The following is a 21,716-nucleotide window of genomic DNA, read 5'->3' on the forward strand; positions in this document are numbered from 1 at the left end:
GGCCTTGTCCATGGACTCGCCCTTGATGTCGCCGATCTTGATGAAAATATCAACAGCCATGTTTTCTCCCTGTGTGGCGTGGGCCACGATATTTGGTTATGCCCAATGGAGCATTGCTTTTGTGTGGGAGGGGGCTTGCCCCCGATGCAGGCGACGCGGACTTTCAGTCAGACCGAGTAGATACCATCGGGGGCAAGCCCCCTCCCACAGAAGAGCCAGTTGGTTATGCACTCTTGGCCGAAGGCAGCTTCGATACCAAACGCAGCGACACGGTCAGCCCTTCGAGCTGGTAGTGCGGGCGCAGGTAGAACTTGGAGTTGTAGTACCCCGGGTTGCCTTCGACTTCTTCCACGATCACTTCGGCAGCCGCCAATGGGTGCTGGGCCTTGGTGGTTTCGGTGGAGTGCGCCGGGTCACCGTCCACGTAGTTGAGGATCCAGTCCTGCAACCAGCGCTGCATCTCGTCCTTCTCTTTGAAGGAGCCGATCTTGTCGCGCACGATGCACTTCAAGTAGTGGGCGAAACGGCAGGTGGCGAACAGGTACGGCAGGCGCGCGGCCAGGTTGGCGTTGGCGGTGGCGTCCGGGTCATCGTATTCGGCCGGTTTCTGCAGCGACTGCGCGCCAATGAACGCGGCGAAGTCGGTGTTTTTCTTGTGCAGCAGAGGCATGAAACCGTTCTTCGCCAGTTCCGCTTCACGGCGGTCGCTGATGGCGATTTCGGTCGGGCACTTCATGTCCACGCCACCGTCATCGGTAGGGAACGTGTGCGCCGGCAGGTTTTCCACTTCGCCGCCGGACTCGATACCACGGATGCGCGAGCACCAGCCGTAGTGCTTGAACGAACGGTTGATGTTCACAGCCATCGCGTACGCGGCGTTGGCCCAGGTGTACTTGGAGCTGTCGGCACCGTCGGTGTTTTCTTCGAAGGCGAAGGCTTCCACCGGGTCAGTCTTGGCGCCATACGGCAGGCGCGCCAGGAAGCGCGGCATGGTCAGGCCGATGTAGCGCGAGTCTTCCGATTCACGCAGCGAGCGCCAGCCTGCGTATTCCGGGGTGGTGAAGATCTTGGTCAGGTCGCGCGGGTTCGACAGCTCCTGCCACGAGCCCATGCCCATCACGGTCGGCGAGGCCGCAGCGATGAACGGGGAGTGCATGGCGGCGCAGACTTTCGACAGCTCGCCCAGCAGCTCCACGTCGGGTGGCGACTGGTCGAAGTAGTAGTCGCCCACCAGGCAACCGTACGGCTCTCCGCCGAACTGGCCGTATTCTTCTTCGTACATCTTCTTGAAGATCGGGCTCTGGTCCCACGCGGTGCCCTTGAATTTCTTCAGGGTCTTGTGCAGGTCAGTCTTGGAGATGTTGAGCACGCGGATCTTCAGTTGCTCATCGCTCTCAGTGTTGTTGACCAGATAGTGCAGGCCACGCCAGGCACTTTCCAGTTGCTGGAAATCGGGGTGGTGGATGACCTGATTGACTTGGGCGGTGAGCTTGGCGTCGATGGCGGCGATGATTGATTCGATCGACTTGATGGCGTCGTTGGACACCAGGTCGGTCTGCGCCAAGGCCTGTTCGGCCAGGGTGCGCACGGCGGTTTCGACGGCTTCGCGAGCGCGTTCGGTCTTGGGTTTGAATTCTTGCAGCAGCAGGGAGGCGAACTCGCTGGCTTCTTCGGTGGTGCCCAGTGTCTGAGCGTCTGCACGTACTGAATCGGTCATGATCATTCGTCCTGATTAAGCCTGAGGCTCGGCTGGCTTCGGCGCACTGGCAAGCGCCTGGAGCAGCGCCGGATCCTTGATGGCCTTCATGATGATTTCTTCGGCACCGGTCTTGCCGTCCATGTAGGTCAGCAGGTTGGCCAGTTGGGTGCGCGCTTCGAGCAACTTGTTCAGCGAGTCGACCTTGCGCGCCACGGCGGCCGGGCTGAAGTCGTCCATGCTTTCGAAGGTGATGTCCAGGCTCAGGTTGCCTTCGCCGGTCAGCTCGTTGGGCACGTGGAACGCGACGCGTGGCTGCATGGCCTTGAGGCGCGAGTCGAAGTTATCGACATCCACTTCGAGGAACTTGCGATCGGCCACAGGCGCCAGAGGCTCGGCGGGCTTGCCGGCGAGGTCCGCCATCACGCCCATGACGAAGGGCAACTGGACCTTTTTCTCGGCGCCGTAGAGTTCGACGTCGTACTCGATCTGCACTCGAGGCGCGCGGTTGCGCGCGATGAATTTCTGAGAACTTTGCTTCGCCACGTTGCTGCTCCTGGTCGCTTGAGCGACGGTGTTGTTACTGCACAGTCGGGCGGCTTACTCGCCGTCCGGGCCACGCAGGTTTTCAAATTGGGACATGCCGTCGGGAATCAGATTGCGCACGATGGCCGCAAAGTCGGCGTGCACCAGATTCTTCGCCCGGTTCAACAGCACCGGCAGCGGGCTCGAAGGCTCGTGCCGGGTGTAGTACGCAAGGATCTTGTCGAGGCTGCGCAGCACATCGTCGCGGCTGGCGATATCGCCAACGGGGCGCGGCGCTGCGGGGGCGGTGGCGAAGTCGACCGAGGGGGCATTGTCGTCACTGACGGCCTCGGGTTCGCTGCTGCCGGCGGTGCCTGGCACCGCTTGATTGAGTATCTGCAACGCCTGCTTGAGCGGTTGCTTCAAGGCACTCAGGTCCACGCCCTGGGCGGAACCGACCTGGTCGTTGACGTGTTGTTCGATGGCTTCGCACGCCGCACGCGCCGCAATCAGGGCGTCACGGGTGGCTTGCAGTTGCTCGGGGTCGCTGTCGAGGAACGCGGCGGTGAGTTGCTGGGCGCCGAGTTGTTCATCGGGGAAGCTCAACAGGCCGCTGGCGTTGAGCGCCGCGCGCAGGGTCACGGGGCCGAAGGTGCGTGAGCGCGTGAGGATGCTTTCGCGCAGCAAGCGAATGTTGGTGTCGCAGGTCAGGCCGGTGAGGGCGTTGATGCGTACGGTGGGGTCGTTATCGTCGTCGGCGTCCAGGCGTGGATGCAGGTCGGCCCAGTAATCGCGCAGCAGGGCGTCGATCAGCGTCAGCGCTTCGGCCAGGCCGGTCACGCCTTGGAGGGCGAGGGCGCTTTGCAGCAGGAAATGGGTGATGCGCAGGTCTTTGCTGCGCGCCAGCAGATCGAGGCTTTGCTGCTGGATGCTGCGCCATTCCGGCGGCTCGGCGGGCAGGATGGCGTCGCCCATGCTGCGCTCGGGTTGGCCCTTGGCATCACGCTCCAATTGCAAAAATTGCGCGTCATATTCCATGTCTTCGCCACATGGCGAAGTCGCGGAAACGGCGGTGAGCAGCAACGGCACATCCACTGAAATCGATCTCCCTATCGGCCCGTTAGATGGCGGGCAATTCATGTATTAGTTGCGCGAGGAACTTTGCATGTTTTCTTGGTCATATATGCAAGATGCCACTAATGTGCCATCACTGGTATTCAAGAAGTTGTGCATTTTTGGTGTAGTAGTTAGGCCTTGTCAAGGTAAGCTATTCGCCCTCTGTGACAGATGTGCGGTGCTTAACAACCTGCGCGACTGGTGGGTCGAACGACGCACCGGGACAGGATTTTTGTCATAGAGCCCAGTTAAGATCAGCGATCATGCTGGAAAAGCAGGTTGTAGAGGGTCGATTGCACGACCTGATGGGGATTCTCGGGAACCGTTGTCCTGGGAGTCGACCGCGCGCGAAGTATCAGCAAGGAGGCAAGATGTCGCTGTGTTTGACTATCACTAGTTATCACAAGATTACCCCTGGGCAGTGCTCGGAAAAGTCCATGAATCAGGGCGCGATGGCTATCGGCCGCAGCTCGGATAATGACTGGGTATTGCCTGATCCTGAGCGGTTGGTGTCTTCGCAACACTGCGTTATTCAATACAAAGATGGCCGTTATTATTTAACCGATAACAGCACTAACGGTGTGGAGTTAGTGAACGCCGGTATTCGTATGCGCCGGGGTAATAGCGAGCCACTGCAAGACGGCGAGCTGATCCGTATCGGCGATTACGAGATCCAGGCGCGTATCGACTTCAACGTGCAAGCCGTTGATAGCCAGGCCTTTGCCGGCGATTCACCGAACAGCTTTGAAGCGCTGATGGGCGCCGTGGTGAACAAGCCCACGCCAGTCCCCACGCCAGCGATTGCACCGCAGTTCCAGGGCGCTTCGTCGATGGACACGCTGCCGGACCTGTTTGATTTCCTCAGCCCCACCGCCGTACCGCCACCGACCGTGCCGGACCACGTGCCTTCCGAGCAGCACGACTTTCGCCCACCGGCACCGGTCGTCGTGCCCGCGGCCGAGCCGCCCGCGGTGTCGGGCTCGGTGATTCCCGAAGACTGGGACCTGTTTGGCGATACGCCTGCGCCTGTTGCCAGCGCTGCGCCGCCGCCGCCACCTCCACCGCCGATCATCCAGCCGCCTCCCGTGGTCGAGCCCGTGCTCCCCGTGGCAGACAGCCAACAACCCGACCTGCTGCAAGCCTTCCTGCGTGGCGCGGGCCTGGACCAACTGCGCCTGGACAAAGCCCAGGCCGAGGCACAGATGGAAAGCATCGGCCGCAGCTACCGCCTGATGGTCGAAGGCCTGATCGACGTGTTGCGTGCCCGCGCCAGCCTCAAGGGCGAGTTCCGCATGCAGCAGACGATGATCCAGCCAGCGGAAAACAACCCGTTGAAATTCGCCCCGAACGCCGACGAAGCGTTACTGCTCTTGCTTCGTCACGGCAACCAGGCGTTTATGGCGCCGGATCTCGCCGTGCGCGACAGTTTCAACGACCTGCGTGCCCACCAGTTGGCGGTGATGGCCGGTGTGGAAGCGGCGATCAAGCACTTGCTCAGTCGCTTTGAGCCGGCCCAGCTGGAGGAACGCATGGGCAAGCCCGGCGGGCTGTCGAGCATTTTCAATGGCTCGCGCCAGGCCCAGTACTGGCAGCAGTTCACCGAGCTCTACAGCAATATTTCCCGCGAGGCCCAGGAAGACTTCCAGGACCTGTTCGGCCGCGAATTCAGCCGAGCCTACGAAGAGCACAGCGCACGACAGCGTCGGTAACACCGCGCCGCGACACATGGATCAACGGATAGCTAAGTACGTCATTGAGGACGCAGGATGATTCCCAGGTTTTTACTCGCAATTGCCACACTGCTTTTGCTGACGGCGTGTGCCAAAGACGCCGCCAAACCCGAAACCGCCGCCGAGGCTGAAGCGGATACGGCCGCCGTCGAGCTGCACTTCCACGCGATCAGCGGGCTTAACCCCGGCGCCAACGGCCAGGCCGCGCCGGTGCGGGTGCGCATCTTCGAACTGAAAAACGCCGCCACCTTCGCCCGTTCCGATTACTTCGCCCTGGCTGACCGGGCGCAATCGACCCTGGGCCTGGACCTGCTGGACCAGGACGAAGTGATGGTGCAACCCGGCGAGCAACTGAGCATCCAGCGCGACCTCGACCCGTCCACGCGCCAGATCGGGCTCTTGGTGGGCTATCGCGAGTTGGACCGTGCGCAATGGCGCACGGTGATCAACGTGCCCGCGCGCCAATACACCGAATACCAGATCAGCCTCGATGTACGCGCCGTGCGCGCCGACGTCGTGGTCACCCCATCCAGCCCTGCCCAATAAGAAGCAATCGGAGCCCCCATGTCCTGGAACAATCGCGTGGTCTGGTCGGAAGGCATGTTCATCGGAACGCAGCACTTCCAGCAGCATGACCGTTACCTGGAAAACCTGATCGACGCCCGCAGCCGCCCGTTGTCCGCCGGCGCCTGGGGGTTTTCCGAGCTGCTGATCGACCAGGGCCTGCTGGCCCAGGGCAAGCTGGCGATCGTATCGGCGCGCGGCCTGCTGCCGGACGGTACGCCGTTTAACATCCCCCAGGACGACCTGGCACCGAGCCCGTTGAATATTGACGACAACCTGCGCGACGGCCTGGTGTACCTGGCGCTGCCGCTCAAGCGTGCCGGCGCCCGCGATACCGTGGATGAAGGCGAAGCCCTGGAAGCGGCGCGTTACGTGAGCCAGGTCCGCGAAGTGCGCGACGACAACGCCCCGTTCGAAAATCGCGCCCCGGTGGCCGTGGGTTCCCGCGCCCTACGTCTGCTGACTGCCCAGGATGGCATCAGCGATTACGCCGCCGTGGGCTTGGTGCGTATCAAGGAAAAGCGCGCCGACCGTGCGCTGGTGCTCGACGACACTTACATTCCGCCGGTGCTGGACGTCGCCGCGAGCAAGCCGCTGACGGCGTTTCGCAGTGAACTGCTCGGCCTGCTGCACCAGCGCGGCGAGGCCTTGGCTGGCCGCGTAGTTGCCTCGGGCGCCGGTGGCGCGTCGGAGATTGCCGACTTCATGCTGCTGCAACTGGTCAACCGTGCCCAACCGCTGATCCAGCATTTGAGCCAGTTGAGCCCGCTGCACCCGGAGCGTTTCTTCAGTGAGTTGGTCAGCCTGGCCGGCGAGTTCTCGACCTTCTCCACCTCGGGCCGTCGCCCGCAGGAATACCCGCAGTACCAGCACGACGACTTGGCCCTGAGCTTTGCCCCGGTGATGGCGGCGTTGCGTGAAGCGCTGTCGATGCTGATCGACAGCAAGGCCACGCCGATCCCGATTGTCGAGAAAGCCTACGGCGTGCACGTGGCGATGCTGGCCGACAAGACCCTGCTCGACAACGCCAGCTTCATCCTCGTGGTGCGGGCCGACGTGCCCGGTGAAACCCTGCGTGCGCGCTTCGGCCAGCAGAGCAAAGTCGGCTCGGTGGAGCACATCCGCGACCTGGTCAACCTGCAACTGCCGGGCATCAGCCTGTTGCCTCTGCCGGTGGCGCCACGCCAACTGCCGTACCACGCCGGCTCGACCTATTACGAGCTGGATCGCGGCAGCGAGGCCTGGCAACAGTTGGGCAACTCCGGCGGTTTTGCCTTCCATATCGCCGGGCAGTTCCCGGGCTTGAACCTGGCCTTCTGGGCGATCCGAGGATAATCCGCGATGCATCCCAATGATGATGACCGCACTCAGTTCATGCCGCGTCCGGGTGGCCGGGCGCCGGAACCGGTGCGTGCCGAACCTTCGCCGCTGGCCATGCCGGCCGCGCCGATGCTCACCGGCAAGAGCCAGGGCCTCAACCCGCTGGAAAGCGCCGCCGGCCCCTTGCTGGCGCTGCTGACGCGCCTGCGCAACACCATCGCCCACCCGGCACCGGCCAGCCTGCGCGCACAGTTGTTGGCTTACTTGCGCCAGTTCGAAGAGCGCGCCGAAGCGGCCGGTATCGCCCGCAACGAAGTGCTGCTGGCCCGTTACGCGCTGTGCACCGCGCTGGATGAAGCGGTATTGAGCACGCCTTGGGGCAGCACCAGTGATTGGGGCAAGCAGAGCCTGCTGATCACCGTGCACAACGAAGCCTGGGGTGGCGAAAAAGTCTTCCAGTTGCTCGACCACTGCCTGCAAAGCCCGCGGGAACGCCTGTACCTGCTGGAGTTGTTGTACCTGTGCATGTGCCTGGGTTTCGAAGGCCGCTACCGCGTGATGAACGACGGTCGCAGCCACTTGGAAGCCCTGCGCGAGCGCACCGCCGCGGCCATTCGCAGTGCGCGTGGTGAACACGAGCGTGAGCTGTCGCCGCACTGGCGCGGCGTGACCGTGGCCCGTGATCGCCTGGCGCAATTCATGCCGCCGTGGATCGCCGTGGCCATCGGCGTCGCGCTCCTGCTGGCGTTGCTGTTTGGTTTGCGTTTGAAGCTGGCGTCGGATGCCGAGCCGGTGTTCAAGAATATCCATGCCCTGGGTGAGATCCCGGTGCAGGCCATCGACCGTCCGGTGGCGCAGCCTAAAGTCATCGAGCGCCCACGTCTGGCCGGCTTCCTGGTGGAAGACATCAAGGCGGGGCGCGTTGCCGTGGAAGATGCGGTCGACCGTTCGGTGGTCACCATCCGTGGCGATGAGCTGTTTGCGTCCGCCAGCTCCAGCATCGTCGATGACTACCAGCCGCTGATGCTGCGCATCGCCGACGCCATCCGCAAGGTCAAGGGCCAGGTGCGGGTGACCGGGCACAGTGACAACCGCCCGATTGCCACGCTGCGTTTCCCGTCCAACTGGGCGCTGTCCGAAGCGCGGGCCAAGTCGGTGCTGGACATCCTCGCGGCCAAGACCGGCCAGGCAGACCGCTTCAGCGCCGAGGGCCGCAGCGACACCGAGCCGGTGGCGACCAACGCCACCGCCGAAGGCCGTGCCCGCAATCGTCGGGTTGAAATCACCGTATTGGCGGAGGGCGTCGAGTGAAGGCGTTTTTCAGTTTCATGATTCGCTGGGTGATCCCCGTGCTGGGCCTGATCGCCCTGAGCCTGATCATCTGGTTTGTCGGGCCGTTGCTCGATGTGCTGGTGCCGGAAGGGCGCCGTTGGGCGCTGATCATCCTGGTGTTTGCGGTATGGATTGCCTACCGTGTGTTCCGCATCATCCAGGCCCGCCGCCAGGCCGCCGAAGTGATGCGCAGCCTGGCCGCGCAAACCCCGGCCGACCCCAACAGCACCGCTACCGCCGAAGAACTCACCACCCTGCGCCAGCGCATGGACGAGGCCCTGGCGCTGCTGAAAAAGGCCAAGCTGGGTGGCGATGAACGCCGCAACCTCTACGAGCTGCCGTGGTACGTGATCATCGGCCCGCCGGGTTCGGGCAAGACCACGGCGCTGGTCAACTCCGGGCTGCATTTTCCGCTGGCTGCGCAGCTGGGCGCCGGTGCCGTGCGCGGCGTCGGCGGTACGCGCAACTGCGACTGGTGGTTCACCGATCAAGCCGTATTGCTCGACACCGCCGGCCGCTACACCACTCAGGACAGCAACTCCACGGTGGATAAAGCCGCGTGGCTGGGCTTCCTCGACCTGCTGAAAAAGCAGCGCTCGCGCCGCCCGATCGATGGCGCCTTTATCGCCATCAGCCTGTCGGACCTGTTGCTGGGCACCGACGCCGAACGCGCCGCCCATGCCGCCGCCATCCGCTTGCGTATTCAGGAGCTGTACACCCAACTGGGCGTGCGCTTCCCGATCTACCTGATGCTGACCAAGCTCGACCTGGTGCCGGGCTTCATGGAGTTCTTCGACAACCTCAGCAAGGAAGAGCGCGCCCAGGTGTGGGGCATGACCTTTGCCCTGGACGACGGCAAGAACACCGACAGCCCGCTGGCGCATCTGCAAAGTGAGTTCGCCGGCCTGGAGCAGCGCCTCAACGAACGCCTGGTGGAGCGCCTGCAACAGGAACGCGACCCCGCGCGGCGCGACCTGATCTACGGCTTCCCGCAGCAGTTCGGTGCGTTGAAGGATTGCCTGCAAAGCTTCCTCGAAGGCGTGTTCAAACCCAATGCCTTTGAAGAGCGCGTGTTGCTGCGCGGCGTGTACTTCACCAGCGGTACCCAGGAAGGCAGCCCGATTGACCGTCTGATCGGTGCGATGGCCCAGAGCATGAACCTGGACCGCCAGCACCTGGCGCGCCAGAGTGGCACCGGGCGCAGTTATTTCATCGAAAAACTCTTCACTGCGGTGGCGTTTGCCGAGCGTGGCCTGGTGGGGGTGAACCCGAAGGTCGAGCGTCGGCGCAAATGGATTGCACGCGGTGTGCTGGCCGCCACCGTGGCGCTGGTCGTGGTGGTCAGCGGCCTGTGGTGGGTGAGTTACCGCGCCAACCAGGCGTATATCGCCCAGGTCGACCAAAAGGTCGCACCATTGGGCCAGACCGTGCAGAACCTGAGCCCGGCGCAGCGCGACGTCCTCGCCGTGCTGCCGTTGCTCAACGCTGTTAAGAACCTGGCGGGCGACTCGCCCAGCTGGTCCGAAGGCCTCGGGCTGTACCAGGGCGACATGCTTGAAGCCGAGTCCGCCAGTGTTTACCGCAAGCTGTTGATCGCGGTGTTCGCGCCACGCCTGGTGACGCGCATCGAAGAACAACTGCACGGTGGCGGCAATTCCGACTTCCTCTACGAAGGCCTCAAGGCCTACCTGATGCTCGCTGACACCGAGCATTACGACCCGGACTTCATCAAGGCCTGGATCGCCCTCGACTGGGACCGCAACCTGCCCCGCGATCTGCCGGCGGACCAACGGCAGGCCCTGGCCGGGCATTTGCAGGCGCTGTTCGAACGTCATCCGCCGAGCGCACGCCTCGACCCACGTTTGATCGATGACCTGCGTCGCCAGTTGCAACAACTGCCGGTGGCCCAGCGCGTCTACGACCGGGTCAAGCGCCAGAAACTGCCCGAAGGCATCCCGGACTTTCGCATCAACGAAGCCGCCGGTCGTGACGCAGCGCTGGTGTTCAGCCGCAAAAGCGGCAAGCCGCTGGGCGAGCCGTTGAGTGGCTTCTTCACCGCCAAAGGCTATCGCCAGGCGTTCCTGCTGAGCAGCCTGAACCAGACCGGCACCCTCGCTGAAGAGCAGTGGGTGTTGGGCCACGAACAGGCCGACCAGCAGAACGTGGTGAGCCTGGCCGCCGACGTGCGCCGCCTGTATTTCCAGGATTACCAGCGCCAGTGGGATGCCTTGCTCGCGGACATCGACTTCGTGCCGATCACCAGCGTGGCCCAGGCGGCCGACGTGCTGCGGGTGATTTCCGGCCCGACCTCGCCGCTGAAAAAACTGCTGGTGGCCGTGGCCAAGGAAACCGATCTGCAAGCCGAAGAACGCCAGCTGGCCGCCAAAGGTGTGCCGGTGGAAGGGGGCGTCGACAAACTCAAGGAGCGCCTGGGCAGCCTGCTCGGCCAGGAGCAACCGACCGCCAATACGCCCGTCGCTGCGGATGATCCGGTGACCGCGCACTTTACCGAACTCAACAGCATCGTCAGCAAGAACGAAGGCGAGCCGGCGGCCATCGATGGCCTGCTCACCGACATGAATGCGCTGTATGTGCAGGTCAGCGCCATGGTAGGTGCCAGCGGCGATGCGTTGCTCGGCGAAGCAAAGAACCAGGCGGCGGCTGCGGCCACACGGGTCAGCCTGAATGCCGAGCGCCAGCCGCCGTTGGTGCAGGGCATGGTCAAGTCGGTGGTCAACTCCACCACCAACAGCATGATGGGCGGCGTGCGTAACCAGTTGAACGCGGCGTGGGTCAGTGAAGTGGTCAACGTGTATCGCCAGTCGCTGGCCGGGCGTTACCCGATGTCGCCGGGCAGTGCGCGGGATGCCACTCTGGATGACTTCGGCCAGTTCTTCGGGGTGGGCGGGGTGATGGACAACTACTTCCGCAAATACCTGCAGCCCTACGTGGACACCTCCGCGCAGACCTGGCGCTGGCAGCCGGGCGCCGCACAGAAACTCGGGATTGCACCGGGTGTGCTGCAAACCTTCCAGCGTGCGGCGACGATCCGCGATGCGTTCTTCCGCGCCGGGGGGACCCAGCCGATTGTGCGGTTCGAACTCAAGCCGGTGTCGATGGACCCGACTATCACGCAGTTTTTGCTTGACCTCGACGGCCAGCAATTGAGCTACGACCACGGCCCCAGCCGCCCGGTGGCGATGCAATGGCCGAACCCTGGCAGCATTGGCGTGGTGCGCATTTCGATCATGCCGCCATCGGCCAGTGGCCGTTCGGGCGTGACCCTGGACGGGCCGTGGGCCTGGTTCCGCTTGCTCGAGCAATCGGACCTCACCGCCGGTAATTCGCCGGACCGTTTCAACCTGCGCCTGCGCGTCGACGGTGCGAGCATCGCCTACGAGCTGCGCGCCAACAGTGCCTTCAACCCGTTCAAGAGCCGCGTGCTCAGCGGCTTCAGCCTGCCGGAGCGGCTATGACGGCGCTGGGTTTCTACGGCAAGTTGGCCAGCCGCGGCGATTTTGTCAGCCGCGCCTTGCCCCAGAGTTTTATCGGCCCGTGGGACAGCTGGCTGGCGGCGGGTTTGCTTGCCAGCCAAAACAGCCTCGGCGCTGATTGGCTCAACACGTACCTGGTCAGCCCGCTGTGGCGCTTTGTACTGGCGCCCGGCGTGTGTGGGCCGGACGCGGCGGCGGGCGTGGTGATGCCGAGCATCGATCGGGTCGGCCGCTACTTTCCGCTGGCGGTGGTGGCGTTGCTCGATCACGCCACCAACCCAGCCTCGCTGGTGGGCGGGCCGGACAGCTGGTTCGAGCAGGCCGAAGCGCTGTTGCTCAGCACCCTGGATACCGGTGCCACCTTCGAACGCTTCAATGACGGTCTCGATAGCCTGGGTTTCCCGGCGAGCGAGCTACGCGCGCAGGACAGCCGTTTCGCCGGTCTGCAGCGGGTGGCCGCCACCGAACCGCACCAGCGCATGACCGCGCTCGCCGAACTGGCCTGCGACGGCGCGAGCCTGTGGTGGGGCCGGGGCTCGCAGGCGATTTCCCCAGGTTTTTTGCGGTGTCAGGGCCTGCCTGCCGCCAGCGATTTTGCGCAGTTTTTGCTCGGACAAGAAGGTGTGGTGTAGATGGGGTCGACGTACAAATCCGCGAGCAAAAGCCATGTGGGCATGGTCCGCCAGGTCAACGAAGACGCCTGCCTGGACCTGCCGGAAAATCGTCTGTGGGTGGTGGCCGACGGCATGGGCGGGCATGCGGCGGGGGACTATGTGAGCAGCCTGATCGTCGACAGCCTGCGCAGCGTGCCGGTGGGGCGCTCGCTGGATGAATACACGGCGGCGCTGCGCAACGACCTGATCCGCATCAACGCAGCCGTGCGCGAAGAAACCGCCCACCGTGGCGTGTCCATGATGGGCAGTACCGTGGTGCTGTTGGCCGCCCGAGGCCTGCGCGGCGTGTGCCTGTGGGCCGGCGACAGTCGCTTGTACCGCTTGCGCGACGGTGTGCTCGAAGGCATCTCACGCGACCACAGCTACGTCCAGGACCTGCAAGACAGCGGCCTGCTCAGCGAAGCCGACGCCCGCGTCCACCCACGCGCCAATATCGTCACCCGCGCCATTGGCGTGGAGGCTCACTTGGACCTGGCGGTGGTCGACCTGCTGATCGCCCCCGGTGACAGCTACCTGCTGTGCAGCGACGGCTTGAACAAGACCGTCGAAGACCATGAGATCCGCGAAGTGCTCAGCCATGACGCACCGGATGAAATCGTGCGCAGCCTGGTGCACCTGGGGCTCAACCGGGGCGCGCCGGACAACATCACCGCCATCGTCGTGAAGGTATCGCCATGAACATCGTCATCCCCGGCTACGACATCGAAGGCGAGATCGGCGAAGGCGCCATGGCCAGCGTGTACCTGGCGACCCAGCGCTCGCTGGAGCGCAAGGTGGCGTTGAAGGTGATGGCGGCGGCGCTGGCGGCCGACCCGAGCTTCTGCGAACGCTTCCTGCGCGAGGGTAAGACCCTGGCGCGCTTGTCGCACCCGCACACGGTGACCATCCATGACATCGGCAACGTCGGTGAGCTGTATTACATGGCCATGGAATACCTGCCCAACGGTACGCTCAAGGAGCGCATCGCCGCAGGGTTGACGCCGGAGCAGGGCGTGACGCTGATTCGCCAGATCGCCTCGGCGCTGGGCTATGCCCATGCCCAAGGTCTGGTGCACCGCGATGTGAAACCGGCGAACATTCTGTTTCGCGCTGATGGCACGGCGGTGCTGTCCGACTTTGGTATCGCCAAGTCGCTGGACGACCGCACCCAGTTCACCCAGGCCGGGTTTGCCGTGGGCACGCCGAGCTACATGAGCCCGGAACAGGCGCGGGGCCAGGAGATCGACGGCCGTGCCGACCTGTACGCGTTGGGTGTGGTGCTGTATGAAATTCTCGTCGGCAAGCTGCCGTATAGCGGCACCGACGCGCTGTCCACGGCATTGGCGCACCTGACTGAGCCATTGCCGGAACTGCCGGTGCACCACGGTCGCTACCAGGAGGTGCTGCGCAAGCTGTTGGCCAAGGACCCGGCGGAACGGTTCCCGGATGCAGCGGCGTTGTTGCAGGCCCTGGATAACCTGCCGGCGGAGTCGCCGGAGGCCACCTTGGTGCGGCCGCTGCCCATCCCGCTGAGCTTCGACCTGGCGGGTATGACCCCGGTCACTATCGATATTCCGACCGATAAACCACAGCCGCAACCTGTCGCGCGCCAGCCGGTGGTGACACCGACGCAACACAACGCCGTGTCCGAGCAGCGCCGTGGGCCGGTGATGGCGCTGGCGGCGGTTGCGGTGGCGGTGGCCTTGGCCATCGGTGGTGCCAGTTACTGGTGGTTGAGCGGTAGCGATAAGCCCGTCGCCAAGCCGCCGGCTGCGGTGGTGCCGACGGTGGCGCCGCCTGTTCCCGACGTCGACGGCGGCCAGCGTCCGTTACTGATGGCAGGTAAGAAGACACTGTTCCAGCGCGTCCTGAGTAAGCCGGGCGCCAAGCTTTCCTCTGACGCAGGCAGCGCGCCGGGCAAAGCCCTGCCGGCGTTTTCCGTGCTCTATGTCTACCAACGCAAGGACGTTGACGGCAGCCCGTGGGTACGCGTCGGTGCCGCCACCGATGGGCGCAGCGACGGTTGGCTGCCGGCGTCACACGTCAGCGACTGGAAACAGAGCCTGGTGCTCAAGTTCACCGAACGTTCGGGCCGGGCGCCCGTGATGTTCCTGCGCCAATCCGGCGAAGTAGAGAAGTTGTTGGCCGACCCGGCCGCCGCCAAAGGCGTGCTGGCCAAGGCGCAGAAAAACAGCGAAGACAACAGCCAGATACTGGCCCTGGAACCGACGGCCAGCGCGGTGCCGCAGAACCAGTTCTACCTGTTGCCGATCTTCGATTCCAAAGAGAGCTTTGACGAAAACGGCCAGCCGGTGCAGCTGCTCAATGTGGCCTCCATCGACCCCGGCAGCAGCGCGGCCGCCAAGCCCTCGACGCCGGTGATCAAGGCCAACGCCGACGCCTTCCGTACCGCCGTGGTGTTGGTGGTCGACACCACCGTGTCGATGCAGCCCTACATCGACCAGATTCGCGACGTGGTGCACGAACTGCAAACGCGCATTGCCGAGCGTGGCGAGTTGGACAGTGTCAGTTTCGGCATGGTGGGCTTTCGCAGCAGTATCAAGAAAACCCCAGGCCTGGAGTACGTGGCCAAGACCCTGATCAGCCTCGACCAGGGCCGCGACCCGCAACGCTTCCTCGACATGGCGCGCCAGGTCAAGGCGTCCACGGTGTCCAGCCATTCGTTCAACGAAGACGCGTTCGCCGGGGTGATGCAGGCGGTGGATGGCATGGATTGGTCCGGCTACGGCGGGCGCATTATCCTGCTGGTCACCGACGCTGGCGCGCTGCGCAAGAACGACCCGTTTGCCGCCACCCAGATGAACGAAGCCGAAGTGCGCCAGGCGGCGCTGGGCAAGCAGATCAAGATCTACGCCCTGCACCTGCGCACCGACGCCGGCAAGAAAACCCATGCCGGTGCCGAGAGCCAGTACCGCATCCTTACCGCCGACGCCAACCCGCAGATCGGCGACCTCTACACGCCGGTGCCGGGTGGCGACGTGCGTAAATTGGGCGAGCGTGTGGACGAAATCGGCACGGTGTTCGCCAACCTTGTTCATCAGGTACGCAGCAATACGCCGCAGCCAGTGCCGTTGTTGAGTTCCGCGCCCACCTTGGCGGATAAATCCGCAGCCGTCGGTTACGCCATGCACATGGATTTCCTCGGTCGCAAAGCCGCGAGCCAGGCGCCGCAACTGGTCAGCGCCTGGACCGCCGACCGCGACCTGACCAACCCGGCACTGCCGGCGTTCCAGGTGTGCGTGATGCTGACCAAATTGCAGCTCAACGACCTGCAACAGTCGTTGAAACTGATCATCGACGCGGCGCGCAAGACCCAGACTTCGCCCAAGGACTTCTTCCAGGAAATCGCCAGCGCCTCGGCCTACATGAGCCGCGACCCGCAGGCCCTGCGCAAGGGCGGCAACCTGGCCGACGGCGGCATTCTTGGCGAATACCTGGAAGGCCTGCCGTACCGCAGCAAGTCGCTGAACATGACCCAGGACTTGTGGTTGTCGTTGAGCGTGGCCGAGCAGGAAGACTTTATCGACGAGCTGGATTCGAAGATCCGCCTCTATGAAACCTTCCACAATGACGTGGCCAACTGGGTCCGTTTCGGCGATGCCGAGCCGGGCGACGCGTTGTACCGCGTGCCGCTGTCGACGTTGCCGTGATGCTGAACCTGAGCGCGGTGCACAAGAGCCGGGGCGTCGGTAGCCAGCGCTATCGCTTGGTGATCCCGGCGTTGACGCTGCGCGTGGGTGAGCAATTGGCGATTGTCGGGCCCAGCGGTTGCGGCAAAAGCACGTTGCTGGACCTGCTGGCGCTGGTCTTGGCGCCGGACCAGGTCGGGCAGTTCGATTTCCATCAGCACGACATCGCCGGGTTGTGGCGCGGCGAGCAGCAGTCCACGTTGGCCGCGCTGCGTAGCCAGCATCTGGGGTATGTGCTGCAGACCGGTGGCCTGCTGGGGTTTCTCGACGTGCGCGGCAACATCGCCTTGTCCCGGCAACTGCTCGGCTTGACGGACGACGGCAGCGTGTTGCGCCTGGCCGAGCAACTGGAAATCAGTGACCAGTTGGCCAAGAAACCGGCCGCGTTGTCGGTGGGGCAGCGCCAGCGCGTCAGCTGCGCCCGCGCCCTGGCCCATGCGCCGCAGCTGGTGCTGGCGGATGAACCCACCGCGTCCCTTGACCCGCTGAACGCCGAGCGCGTGATGCAGGCGCTGCTGGCCCAGGCTCGTGAGCACCGCGCCGCGTGTGTGATCGCCACCCATGACGAACCATTGGCCCGCGCCAGTGGCTTGCAGGTGCGGCGCATCAGTTGCCGTCGCGACACCGACGGCGGCGTCACCGCGACCCTCGGGGAGGCGTGCTGATGCGCATCGGCTTGGTCGCGTCGCTCGCCTGGCAGGATTACCGCAACGACGCGTGGCTGTCGGCCTGTTCGGTGCTGGCATTGGTCGCTGTGATCGCCCCGTTGCTGGTGTTATTCGGCCTGAAATTTGGACTGGTTAGCAGTTTGACCGAACGTTTGGAGACTGACCCCGCCACCCGTGAAATTATTCCGCTGGGCGGTGGTCGATTCAGCAGCGCCTTTATCGAGCAGCTCGGCCAGCGCAGCGATGTAGCGTTTGCCGTACCGCGCACGCGGCAGATTGCGGCAACAGCGCAGGTGGGCTCGTTGAGCTTGGAGATGCTGCCGACGGCGTCGGGCGATCCGTTGTTGAACGGCTTGCCGTTGCCTCGGGGCCTGGACCAGATCGTGCTGAGTCACACCGCCGCCGAGAAGCTGGCGGCGCGGCCCGGGGATTGGCTGGAAACCAGTTTTGCCCGGCAAGTGGCGGGGCGCGTGGAAGCCCAGCGCACGCGCTTGCAGGTGCTGGCGGTACTGCCGCTGGAGGCCTTCGCCCGTGACGGGTTGTTTGCCGATTTGAAATTGCTGGAAGCAGCAGAAGATTACCGTGATGGTCGTGCAGTACCGGCGCTGGGCTGGGTCGGGGAGGCGGTTGGTGTGACCGAGCAGCGTGTGTACCCGGCGTTCCGCCTGTACGCCCGTCGCCTCGTCGATGTGGAACCGCTGCGGGTGTTTTTCGCCGGTCAGAACCTGTTGGTGTCGACCCAGGCCCAGACCATCGCCCAGGTGCAGTCGTTGAGCCGCAACCTGTCGATCGTGTTTTGGATGATTGGCGGTTTGGCGGTGGCGGGTGCGTTTGCGGCGATCTTTGCCGGGGCCCTCGCGGCTGTGGCGCGCAAGCGTCGGGAATTGTCGGTGTTGCGCCTGTTGGGGTTCTCGACGGGTGGGCTGTTGCTGTTTGTGGTGGTGCAGGCGCTGTACAGCGCAGGTTTTGCTGCCGTGCTCAGTGCCGGCCTGTATGGCGTGGCCGAGGCGGCGTTGAATCAGTTATTTGTGCAGGTGCCGGGCGAATACGCCAGCCATCTGTTGGCGCGTCATTACGGCCTGGCCCTGGTTGCAGTCATGGGCGTCAGCGCCGTGGCGGCGGCCTGTGGTGGTTGGCGAGTGGCGCGGATCCAGGCTTCTGAAGGAATCAGAGATGTATAAGTTACTGGGCGCCTGCGTGGCGCTGACCCTGGCCTCGATGGCCTGGGCCGATGAGGCGAGTGACAAGCTCGACAACCCCAAACCGTTGGAAGGCGACGTCAGCCTGCCGCTGCCGTGCGAAGGCAACATGGTGTTCCGCTACGCCTACGTGTTGGCCCAGGGCACCCTGGATGACCGCGAGATCAGCCTCGGCTACCCCTTTGCCGAAGGCGAGGCGGGCTATCAGCAGTCGTTTATTTCCGGCTACCGCCGTGACTTCATCAACGGCCAGTTCACCCTCAAGGACTTGCCCAAAGACTGGAACAAAGTCATCGCGCCGCTGATGCCGAAGACCGACGCCAAGACCCCGCTCAAGCCGATGCTGTACTTCATCGGCAAGTACGAAGTGACCGCCCGCCAGTACGCCCAAGTGATGTCGCAGGCACAGTCGCTGGCCAGCGGCGAACCGGCACCGGCGTGCGATGCGCCGACCGGCATGGCCGGGCGCTTGCCCAAGGTCAAGCTGTCGCGCTTTGAAGCCGAGCGCTTTTCGGCGGTGTACAGCGCCTGGTTGATGAAATACCACCGTGAGTTGCTGCCGGTCAGCGGTCGTGGCTCGTCGGCGGATGACGGCGGCTTGGGCTTTGTGCGCCTGCCCACCGAAGTGGAGTGGGAATTCGCCGCGCGCGGTGGCCATGCGGTCAGCCGCCAGGACCTGGAAGGGCGCCTGTTCCCCCGCCGCGTCGAAGGCAGTGACAGTGACGGCCCGCTCGGCGATTACGCCGTGTTCAACCAAGTGGCCGGCGGCACTGGCCAGGCTGCGCGCCTGATGCCCATCGGCACCAAATTGCCCAACCCGATCGGCCTGTTCGATGTGATCGGCAACGCGGCCGAAATGGTCCAGGAGTCCTTCCAATTGGTCCACGCGGGGCGCCGTCAGGGCACCTACGGCGGCTTTGTGGTCAAGGGCGGCAACTACCTGGAAGGCGAGGGCACGCTGTTCACCGGCATGCGCCGCGAGTACCCGCTGTTTGCCGCCGACGGCACCGAGCAAAGCAACGAGACCACGGGTTTCCGCGTGGCGATTGGTGCGCTGTCGGCACCGCGTTCGCGCTACAAGGAGCTGTTCGCGCAGTGGCAGAAAGAGGGCCGCCTGGCCTCGCTGACCGACGCCATCGACGACGCCCAGGACCCGACCAAGCGCCTGGACAGCATCATCGCCGCCAGTGTCGATCCCAAGCTGCAAGCTGAGCTGGGGCTGGTCAACGAAGAGCTCAAGCGCAATGTCTCGCTGATCGCCCAGCAACGTGAAGAAGCGGCGGGCAACCTGATTCAGTCGGCCGCGCTGGTGGCCGAGACCATCGCCAACTACAACATTCGCCTGGCCAACCTGCAGAAGAGTCGCCAGCAGGCCCTGGACAACAAGGACGAGGCCAGCGCGCAGCTGTTCGACATGGCCATCGCCAATGGTCGCAGTGCGCTTGATGGCGCGGTGGCGATTTATATCGACAACCTGGCCACCGGCACGCGTTACACCGATGCGGTGATCCAGGCGCAGTTTCAACGGATCAAGGAAGAGTTGGATCGCAAGCCTGTGCTCGGCAAGAGCCTGGTGACGCGCGCAACACTGTTCGTTCGCCATGTCGGCAACTACCGCAAGCAACAGCGGGCCGACCCGGCGACGATCTTGAAGGAATTGCTCGCAGCGAGCGGTCAGCGATGATCGCTGGCTGTATGGCGAGCTTGGAAGGGACTCAGGCGGCGGTGAGCCGTGCTGGGCAAGTCAAACTTAAACGAGATCACACCTATGCTTTTTTCCCGTAAGGCGGTTTCCAAGCGTCACTTGCTGCTGATCGCAGCCGGTTTCAGCACTGTGCTGACCGGTTGCGCCACGTCGCCGGCCTCCAAGGTCACGTCGAGCACCAAGGTCGAGTACTACCCGAACTGCTACGAGCCGGTGCAGCACCTGCGTGCGACCGATTCGGACATGACCAAGTCGGTCGTGACCGGTGCGGCCATCGGCGCTGCCGGCGGTGCACTGCTGGGCGCCCTCACCGGCGACAAGGAAAAACGTGGCCGTAACGCCGCCATCGGTGCTGCAGGCGGCGCGTTGGCCGGCGGCGCGGCGGGTTACTACACCGAACGTCAGAAGCAGATCGCCGATGACAACCAGCGTATTGCCTCGTATGCCGCTGACGTGAACAAAAGCGCCTCTGACATCGACCGCAGCACTGCGTACGCCAAGGCGTCCCAGCAGTGCTACCAGAGCGCGTTCACCAAGTTGGTGGCTGATCGCAAAGCCAAGACCGTCAACGACACCGAAGGCCGCAAGCGCCTGGCGGAAATCGTCTCGGGCCTGAAGGAATCCAATGACCTGATCGTTGCGGTCAACGGTAAAGCCGCCGAAGACCTGAACAACTACACCCAGGCCTACGAGAAAGACCTGCAACAGGTTGGCGTACAGCGTACCGACGTGGTCACCGTGGCCAAGGCCGATGTAACCCCCGCTGTGACATCGGGCAAGAAGAAAGGCACCGGCACCAAACCGCCTAAAAAGCCGGTTCTTCCAACCGTACCAACAGAAGCGGTGAGCACCGAGAAGACCTTCCAGACCGCCCAGACCAAGCAAGATGAAAGCAAGAAGGTCGCCAGCGCCGGTAAAGCTCAGCTCGAAGGCAGCTGCCGCGATCCGAACCTGGCCGACTGGGCGCCGGTACCTTGCCCAAACGTTTAAGTAAAATGCTGCTATAAGCGTCAAACGCCAGCCGATCTTCCGCTAAAGCGCTAGATCGGTGGCGTTCTTTTTGCAAATCGTTAAACTGCTGCGGCCACTCAATAATTACACCGAGGCCGTGTGCATGAAATTTCGTCTTCTCCTGTGGGTGCTGGGCCTGATGATGGGCAAAGCCAGCCGCACCAATCCCGCCTTCCAGCAGCAACTGGGTGACAAAGACCTGGCCTTCCAGCTGCAGACCCTCGACGGCAAGGTTGCCCGTCACTTCATCGTCAAAGACCAGCGCATCACCAGTCGCTCGGGTGTTCACCCGGCGCCGGCGTTTGCTATCGCGTTCAAGGACGCCGCCTACGGCTTCGCCACGATGCAGGCGAAGAACAAGCAACTGGCGTTCATGACGGGGATTCAGGACAAGTCGATCCAGATCAAGGGCAACCCGGCGCTGGTGATCTGGTTCCAGGGGTTGACCAAGTATTTGAAGCCGAAGAAAAAGAAGTAGACCGAGGTGGATTCATCGGGGGCAAGCCCCCTCCCACACTTGACTGTGCTCGCAGATCAACCTGTGGGAGGGGGCTTGCCCCGATAGTGGCCTAACACGCTACCGATTCAGCCCTGGCTGAACTGGGACGCCAACTCGCGCAACAGCACTTCAGCATCCAGCACTTTGCCCACCACTTCCTCAGCCTTGTCACGGCTCAAGCCCAGGCGCTCAAGCAGCGCGTCCGGAATCGCCTCGTCCGGCCCGGAGCCAATCCCCCGGCTGCGCAACAAGCGCACCGCCAAGCACACTAGGTTCGGATACTCAGCATATTGCCCGTCGTAGGTCGGGTCGTGCTGGAAGCGCAGGGCGGTGGACAATTCGTCCGGCATGTCCCAGTAGCGCATCAACCAGGCACCGATCTGCTCGCGGCTGATGCCCAGCAAGTGTTGCTCGACATAGCTGTGGCACAGGTGCGGGTTGACCTCCAGGTGGCGGCAGATCAGCGAGAAGTGCGGCGGGAACACGTGGGCCAG

At 63.8% G+C, this 21,716-nt stretch carries 18 protein-coding genes; 14 read left to right on the plus strand and 4 right to left on the minus strand.

What is annotated here, in order from left to right; all coding sequences use genetic code 11:
* The coding region (locus AC3ZU9_RS29380) for a hypothetical protein (protein ID WP_490091691.1) at window positions 1-180 on the plus strand (180 nt) is incomplete at its 5' end.
* 43 nt (window positions 181-223) lie between these two features.
* Here AC3ZU9_RS29380 and tssC read toward each other — a convergent pair.
* Genes tssC through tssA form a run of 3 tightly spaced genes read right to left on the minus strand, consistent with a single transcriptional unit; the run spans window position 224 to window position 3,316 of the window.
* Window positions 224-1,717: a type VI secretion system contractile sheath large subunit gene (tssC, locus tag AC3ZU9_RS29385; protein WP_490091692.1), complete on the minus strand. Its 1,494-nt coding sequence runs from the start codon at window positions 1,715-1,717 to the stop codon at window positions 224-226.
* 15 nt (window positions 1,718-1,732) lie between these two features.
* Window positions 1,733-2,242, minus strand: a complete 510-nt coding sequence (gene tssB, locus AC3ZU9_RS29390) for a type VI secretion system contractile sheath small subunit (protein WP_007894500.1) — start codon at window positions 2,240-2,242, stop codon at window positions 1,733-1,735.
* A 54-nt stretch (window positions 2,243-2,296) separates the two neighbouring features.
* Entirely contained in the window at window positions 2,297-3,316 is a 1,020-nt protein-coding gene (gene tssA / locus AC3ZU9_RS29395) for a type VI secretion system protein TssA (RefSeq protein ID WP_490091693.1), read from the minus strand.
* A gap of 392 nt (window positions 3,317-3,708) precedes the next feature.
* Between tssA and tagH the strand changes: the two genes are divergently transcribed.
* The 13 genes from tagH (at window position 3,709) to AC3ZU9_RS29460 (ending at window position 21,201) form a co-directional block, all read left to right on the plus strand.
* On the plus strand, window positions 3,709-5,046 hold the full coding sequence (gene tagH / locus AC3ZU9_RS29400) for a type VI secretion system-associated FHA domain protein TagH (RefSeq protein ID WP_046034841.1): 1,338 nt from the start codon (window positions 3,709-3,711) through the stop codon (window positions 5,044-5,046).
* 57 nt (window positions 5,047-5,103) lie between these two features.
* Complete coding sequence (gene tssJ, locus AC3ZU9_RS29405) at window positions 5,104-5,613, plus strand: type VI secretion system lipoprotein TssJ (protein WP_015886554.1); 510 nt, start codon at window positions 5,104-5,106, stop codon at window positions 5,611-5,613.
* A gap of 18 nt (window positions 5,614-5,631) precedes the next feature.
* The gene (gene tssK / locus AC3ZU9_RS29410) at window positions 5,632-6,966 is read left to right on the plus strand and encodes a type VI secretion system baseplate subunit TssK (protein ID WP_015886553.1); all 1,335 of its coding nucleotides are present in this window, start codon (window positions 5,632-5,634) and stop codon (window positions 6,964-6,966) included.
* A gap of 6 nt (window positions 6,967-6,972) precedes the next feature.
* Complete coding sequence (locus AC3ZU9_RS29415; RefSeq protein WP_015886552.1) at window positions 6,973-8,262, plus strand: DotU family type VI secretion system protein; 1,290 nt, start codon at window positions 6,973-6,975, stop codon at window positions 8,260-8,262.
* Entirely contained in the window at window positions 8,259-11,759 is a 3,501-nt protein-coding gene (gene tssM / locus AC3ZU9_RS29420) for a type VI secretion system membrane subunit TssM (RefSeq protein ID WP_490091694.1), read from the plus strand. Before AC3ZU9_RS29415 ends, tssM begins: the two co-directional genes overlap by 4 nt.
* Window positions 11,756-12,409 carry a type VI secretion system-associated protein TagF gene (gene tagF / locus AC3ZU9_RS29425; RefSeq protein ID WP_490091695.1) on the plus strand — a complete coding sequence of 218 codons (654 nt, stop codon included), beginning with the start codon at window positions 11,756-11,758 and terminating at the stop codon, window positions 12,407-12,409. Before tssM ends, tagF begins: the two co-directional genes overlap by 4 nt.
* A complete protein-coding gene (locus AC3ZU9_RS29430; protein ID WP_015886549.1) occupies window positions 12,410-13,129 on the plus strand; it encodes a PP2C family protein-serine/threonine phosphatase in 720 nt (239 codons plus the stop codon).
* Window positions 13,126-16,101, plus strand: coding sequence for a serine/threonine-protein kinase (locus AC3ZU9_RS29435; protein WP_490091696.1), 2,976 nt, complete (start codon window positions 13,126-13,128; stop codon window positions 16,099-16,101). Before AC3ZU9_RS29430 ends, AC3ZU9_RS29435 begins: the two co-directional genes overlap by 4 nt.
* Complete coding sequence (locus AC3ZU9_RS29440; RefSeq protein ID WP_490091697.1) at window positions 16,101-16,805, plus strand: ABC transporter ATP-binding protein; 705 nt, start codon at window positions 16,101-16,103, stop codon at window positions 16,803-16,805. Before AC3ZU9_RS29435 ends, AC3ZU9_RS29440 begins: the two co-directional genes overlap by 1 nt.
* Window positions 16,805-17,989 (plus strand): ABC transporter permease family protein, encoded by a 1,185-nt coding sequence (locus tag AC3ZU9_RS29445; RefSeq protein WP_015886546.1) that lies wholly within the window; start codon window positions 16,805-16,807, stop codon window positions 17,987-17,989. The genes AC3ZU9_RS29440 and AC3ZU9_RS29445 overlap by 1 nt, the downstream gene beginning before the upstream one ends.
* A complete protein-coding gene (locus AC3ZU9_RS29450; protein WP_046034849.1) occupies window positions 17,982-19,691 on the plus strand; it encodes an SUMF1/EgtB/PvdO family nonheme iron enzyme in 1,710 nt (569 codons plus the stop codon). Before AC3ZU9_RS29445 ends, AC3ZU9_RS29450 begins: the two co-directional genes overlap by 8 nt.
* Before the next feature lie 84 nt (window positions 19,692-19,775).
* On the plus strand, window positions 19,776-20,702 hold the full coding sequence (gene tagQ / locus AC3ZU9_RS29455) for a type VI secretion system-associated lipoprotein TagQ (protein WP_043206064.1): 927 nt from the start codon (window positions 19,776-19,778) through the stop codon (window positions 20,700-20,702).
* Between the two features lie 124 nt (window positions 20,703-20,826).
* Complete coding sequence (locus tag AC3ZU9_RS29460; RefSeq protein WP_003195530.1) at window positions 20,827-21,201, plus strand: hypothetical protein; 375 nt, start codon at window positions 20,827-20,829, stop codon at window positions 21,199-21,201.
* Between the two features lie 107 nt (window positions 21,202-21,308).
* Here the strand turns inward: AC3ZU9_RS29460 and AC3ZU9_RS29465 are convergent.
* Window positions 21,309-21,716: HDOD domain-containing protein (locus AC3ZU9_RS29465; RefSeq protein WP_490091698.1), on the minus strand; the 408-nt coding region annotated here is incomplete at its 5' end.

The organism is Pseudomonas sp. A39 (genome assembly GCF_058145955.1).

Bases quoted from the DNA above. Each gene is read 5' to 3' on its own strand.
- AC3ZU9_RS29440 (WP_490091697.1), top strand. From the start codon at position 16,101: ATGCTGAACCTGAGCGCGGTGCACAAGAGCCGGGGCGTCGGTAGCCAG.
- tssJ (WP_015886554.1), top strand. From the start codon at position 5,104: ATGATTCCCAGGTTTTTACTCGCAATTGCCACACTGCTTTTGCTGACG.
- AC3ZU9_RS29460 (WP_003195530.1), top strand. From the start codon at position 20,827: ATGAAATTTCGTCTTCTCCTGTGGGTGCTGGGCCTGATGATGGGCAAA.
- AC3ZU9_RS29415 (WP_015886552.1), top strand. From the start codon at position 6,973: ATGCATCCCAATGATGATGACCGCACTCAGTTCATGCCGCGTCCGGGT.
- AC3ZU9_RS29450 (WP_046034849.1), top strand. From the start codon at position 17,982: ATGTATAAGTTACTGGGCGCCTGCGTGGCGCTGACCCTGGCCTCGATG.
- tssC (WP_490091692.1), bottom strand. From the start codon at position 1,717: ATGACCGATTCAGTACGTGCAGACGCTCAGACACTGGGCACCACCGAA.
- tssK (WP_015886553.1), top strand. From the start codon at position 5,632: ATGTCCTGGAACAATCGCGTGGTCTGGTCGGAAGGCATGTTCATCGGA.
- tagF (WP_490091695.1), top strand. From the start codon at position 11,756: ATGACGGCGCTGGGTTTCTACGGCAAGTTGGCCAGCCGCGGCGATTTT.
- AC3ZU9_RS29445 (WP_015886546.1), top strand. From the start codon at position 16,805: ATGCGCATCGGCTTGGTCGCGTCGCTCGCCTGGCAGGATTACCGCAAC.
- AC3ZU9_RS29435 (WP_490091696.1), top strand. From the start codon at position 13,126: ATGAACATCGTCATCCCCGGCTACGACATCGAAGGCGAGATCGGCGAA.
- tagH (WP_046034841.1), top strand. From the start codon at position 3,709: ATGTCGCTGTGTTTGACTATCACTAGTTATCACAAGATTACCCCTGGG.
- tagQ (WP_043206064.1), top strand. From the start codon at position 19,776: ATGCTTTTTTCCCGTAAGGCGGTTTCCAAGCGTCACTTGCTGCTGATC.
- AC3ZU9_RS29430 (WP_015886549.1), top strand. From the start codon at position 12,410: ATGGGGTCGACGTACAAATCCGCGAGCAAAAGCCATGTGGGCATGGTC.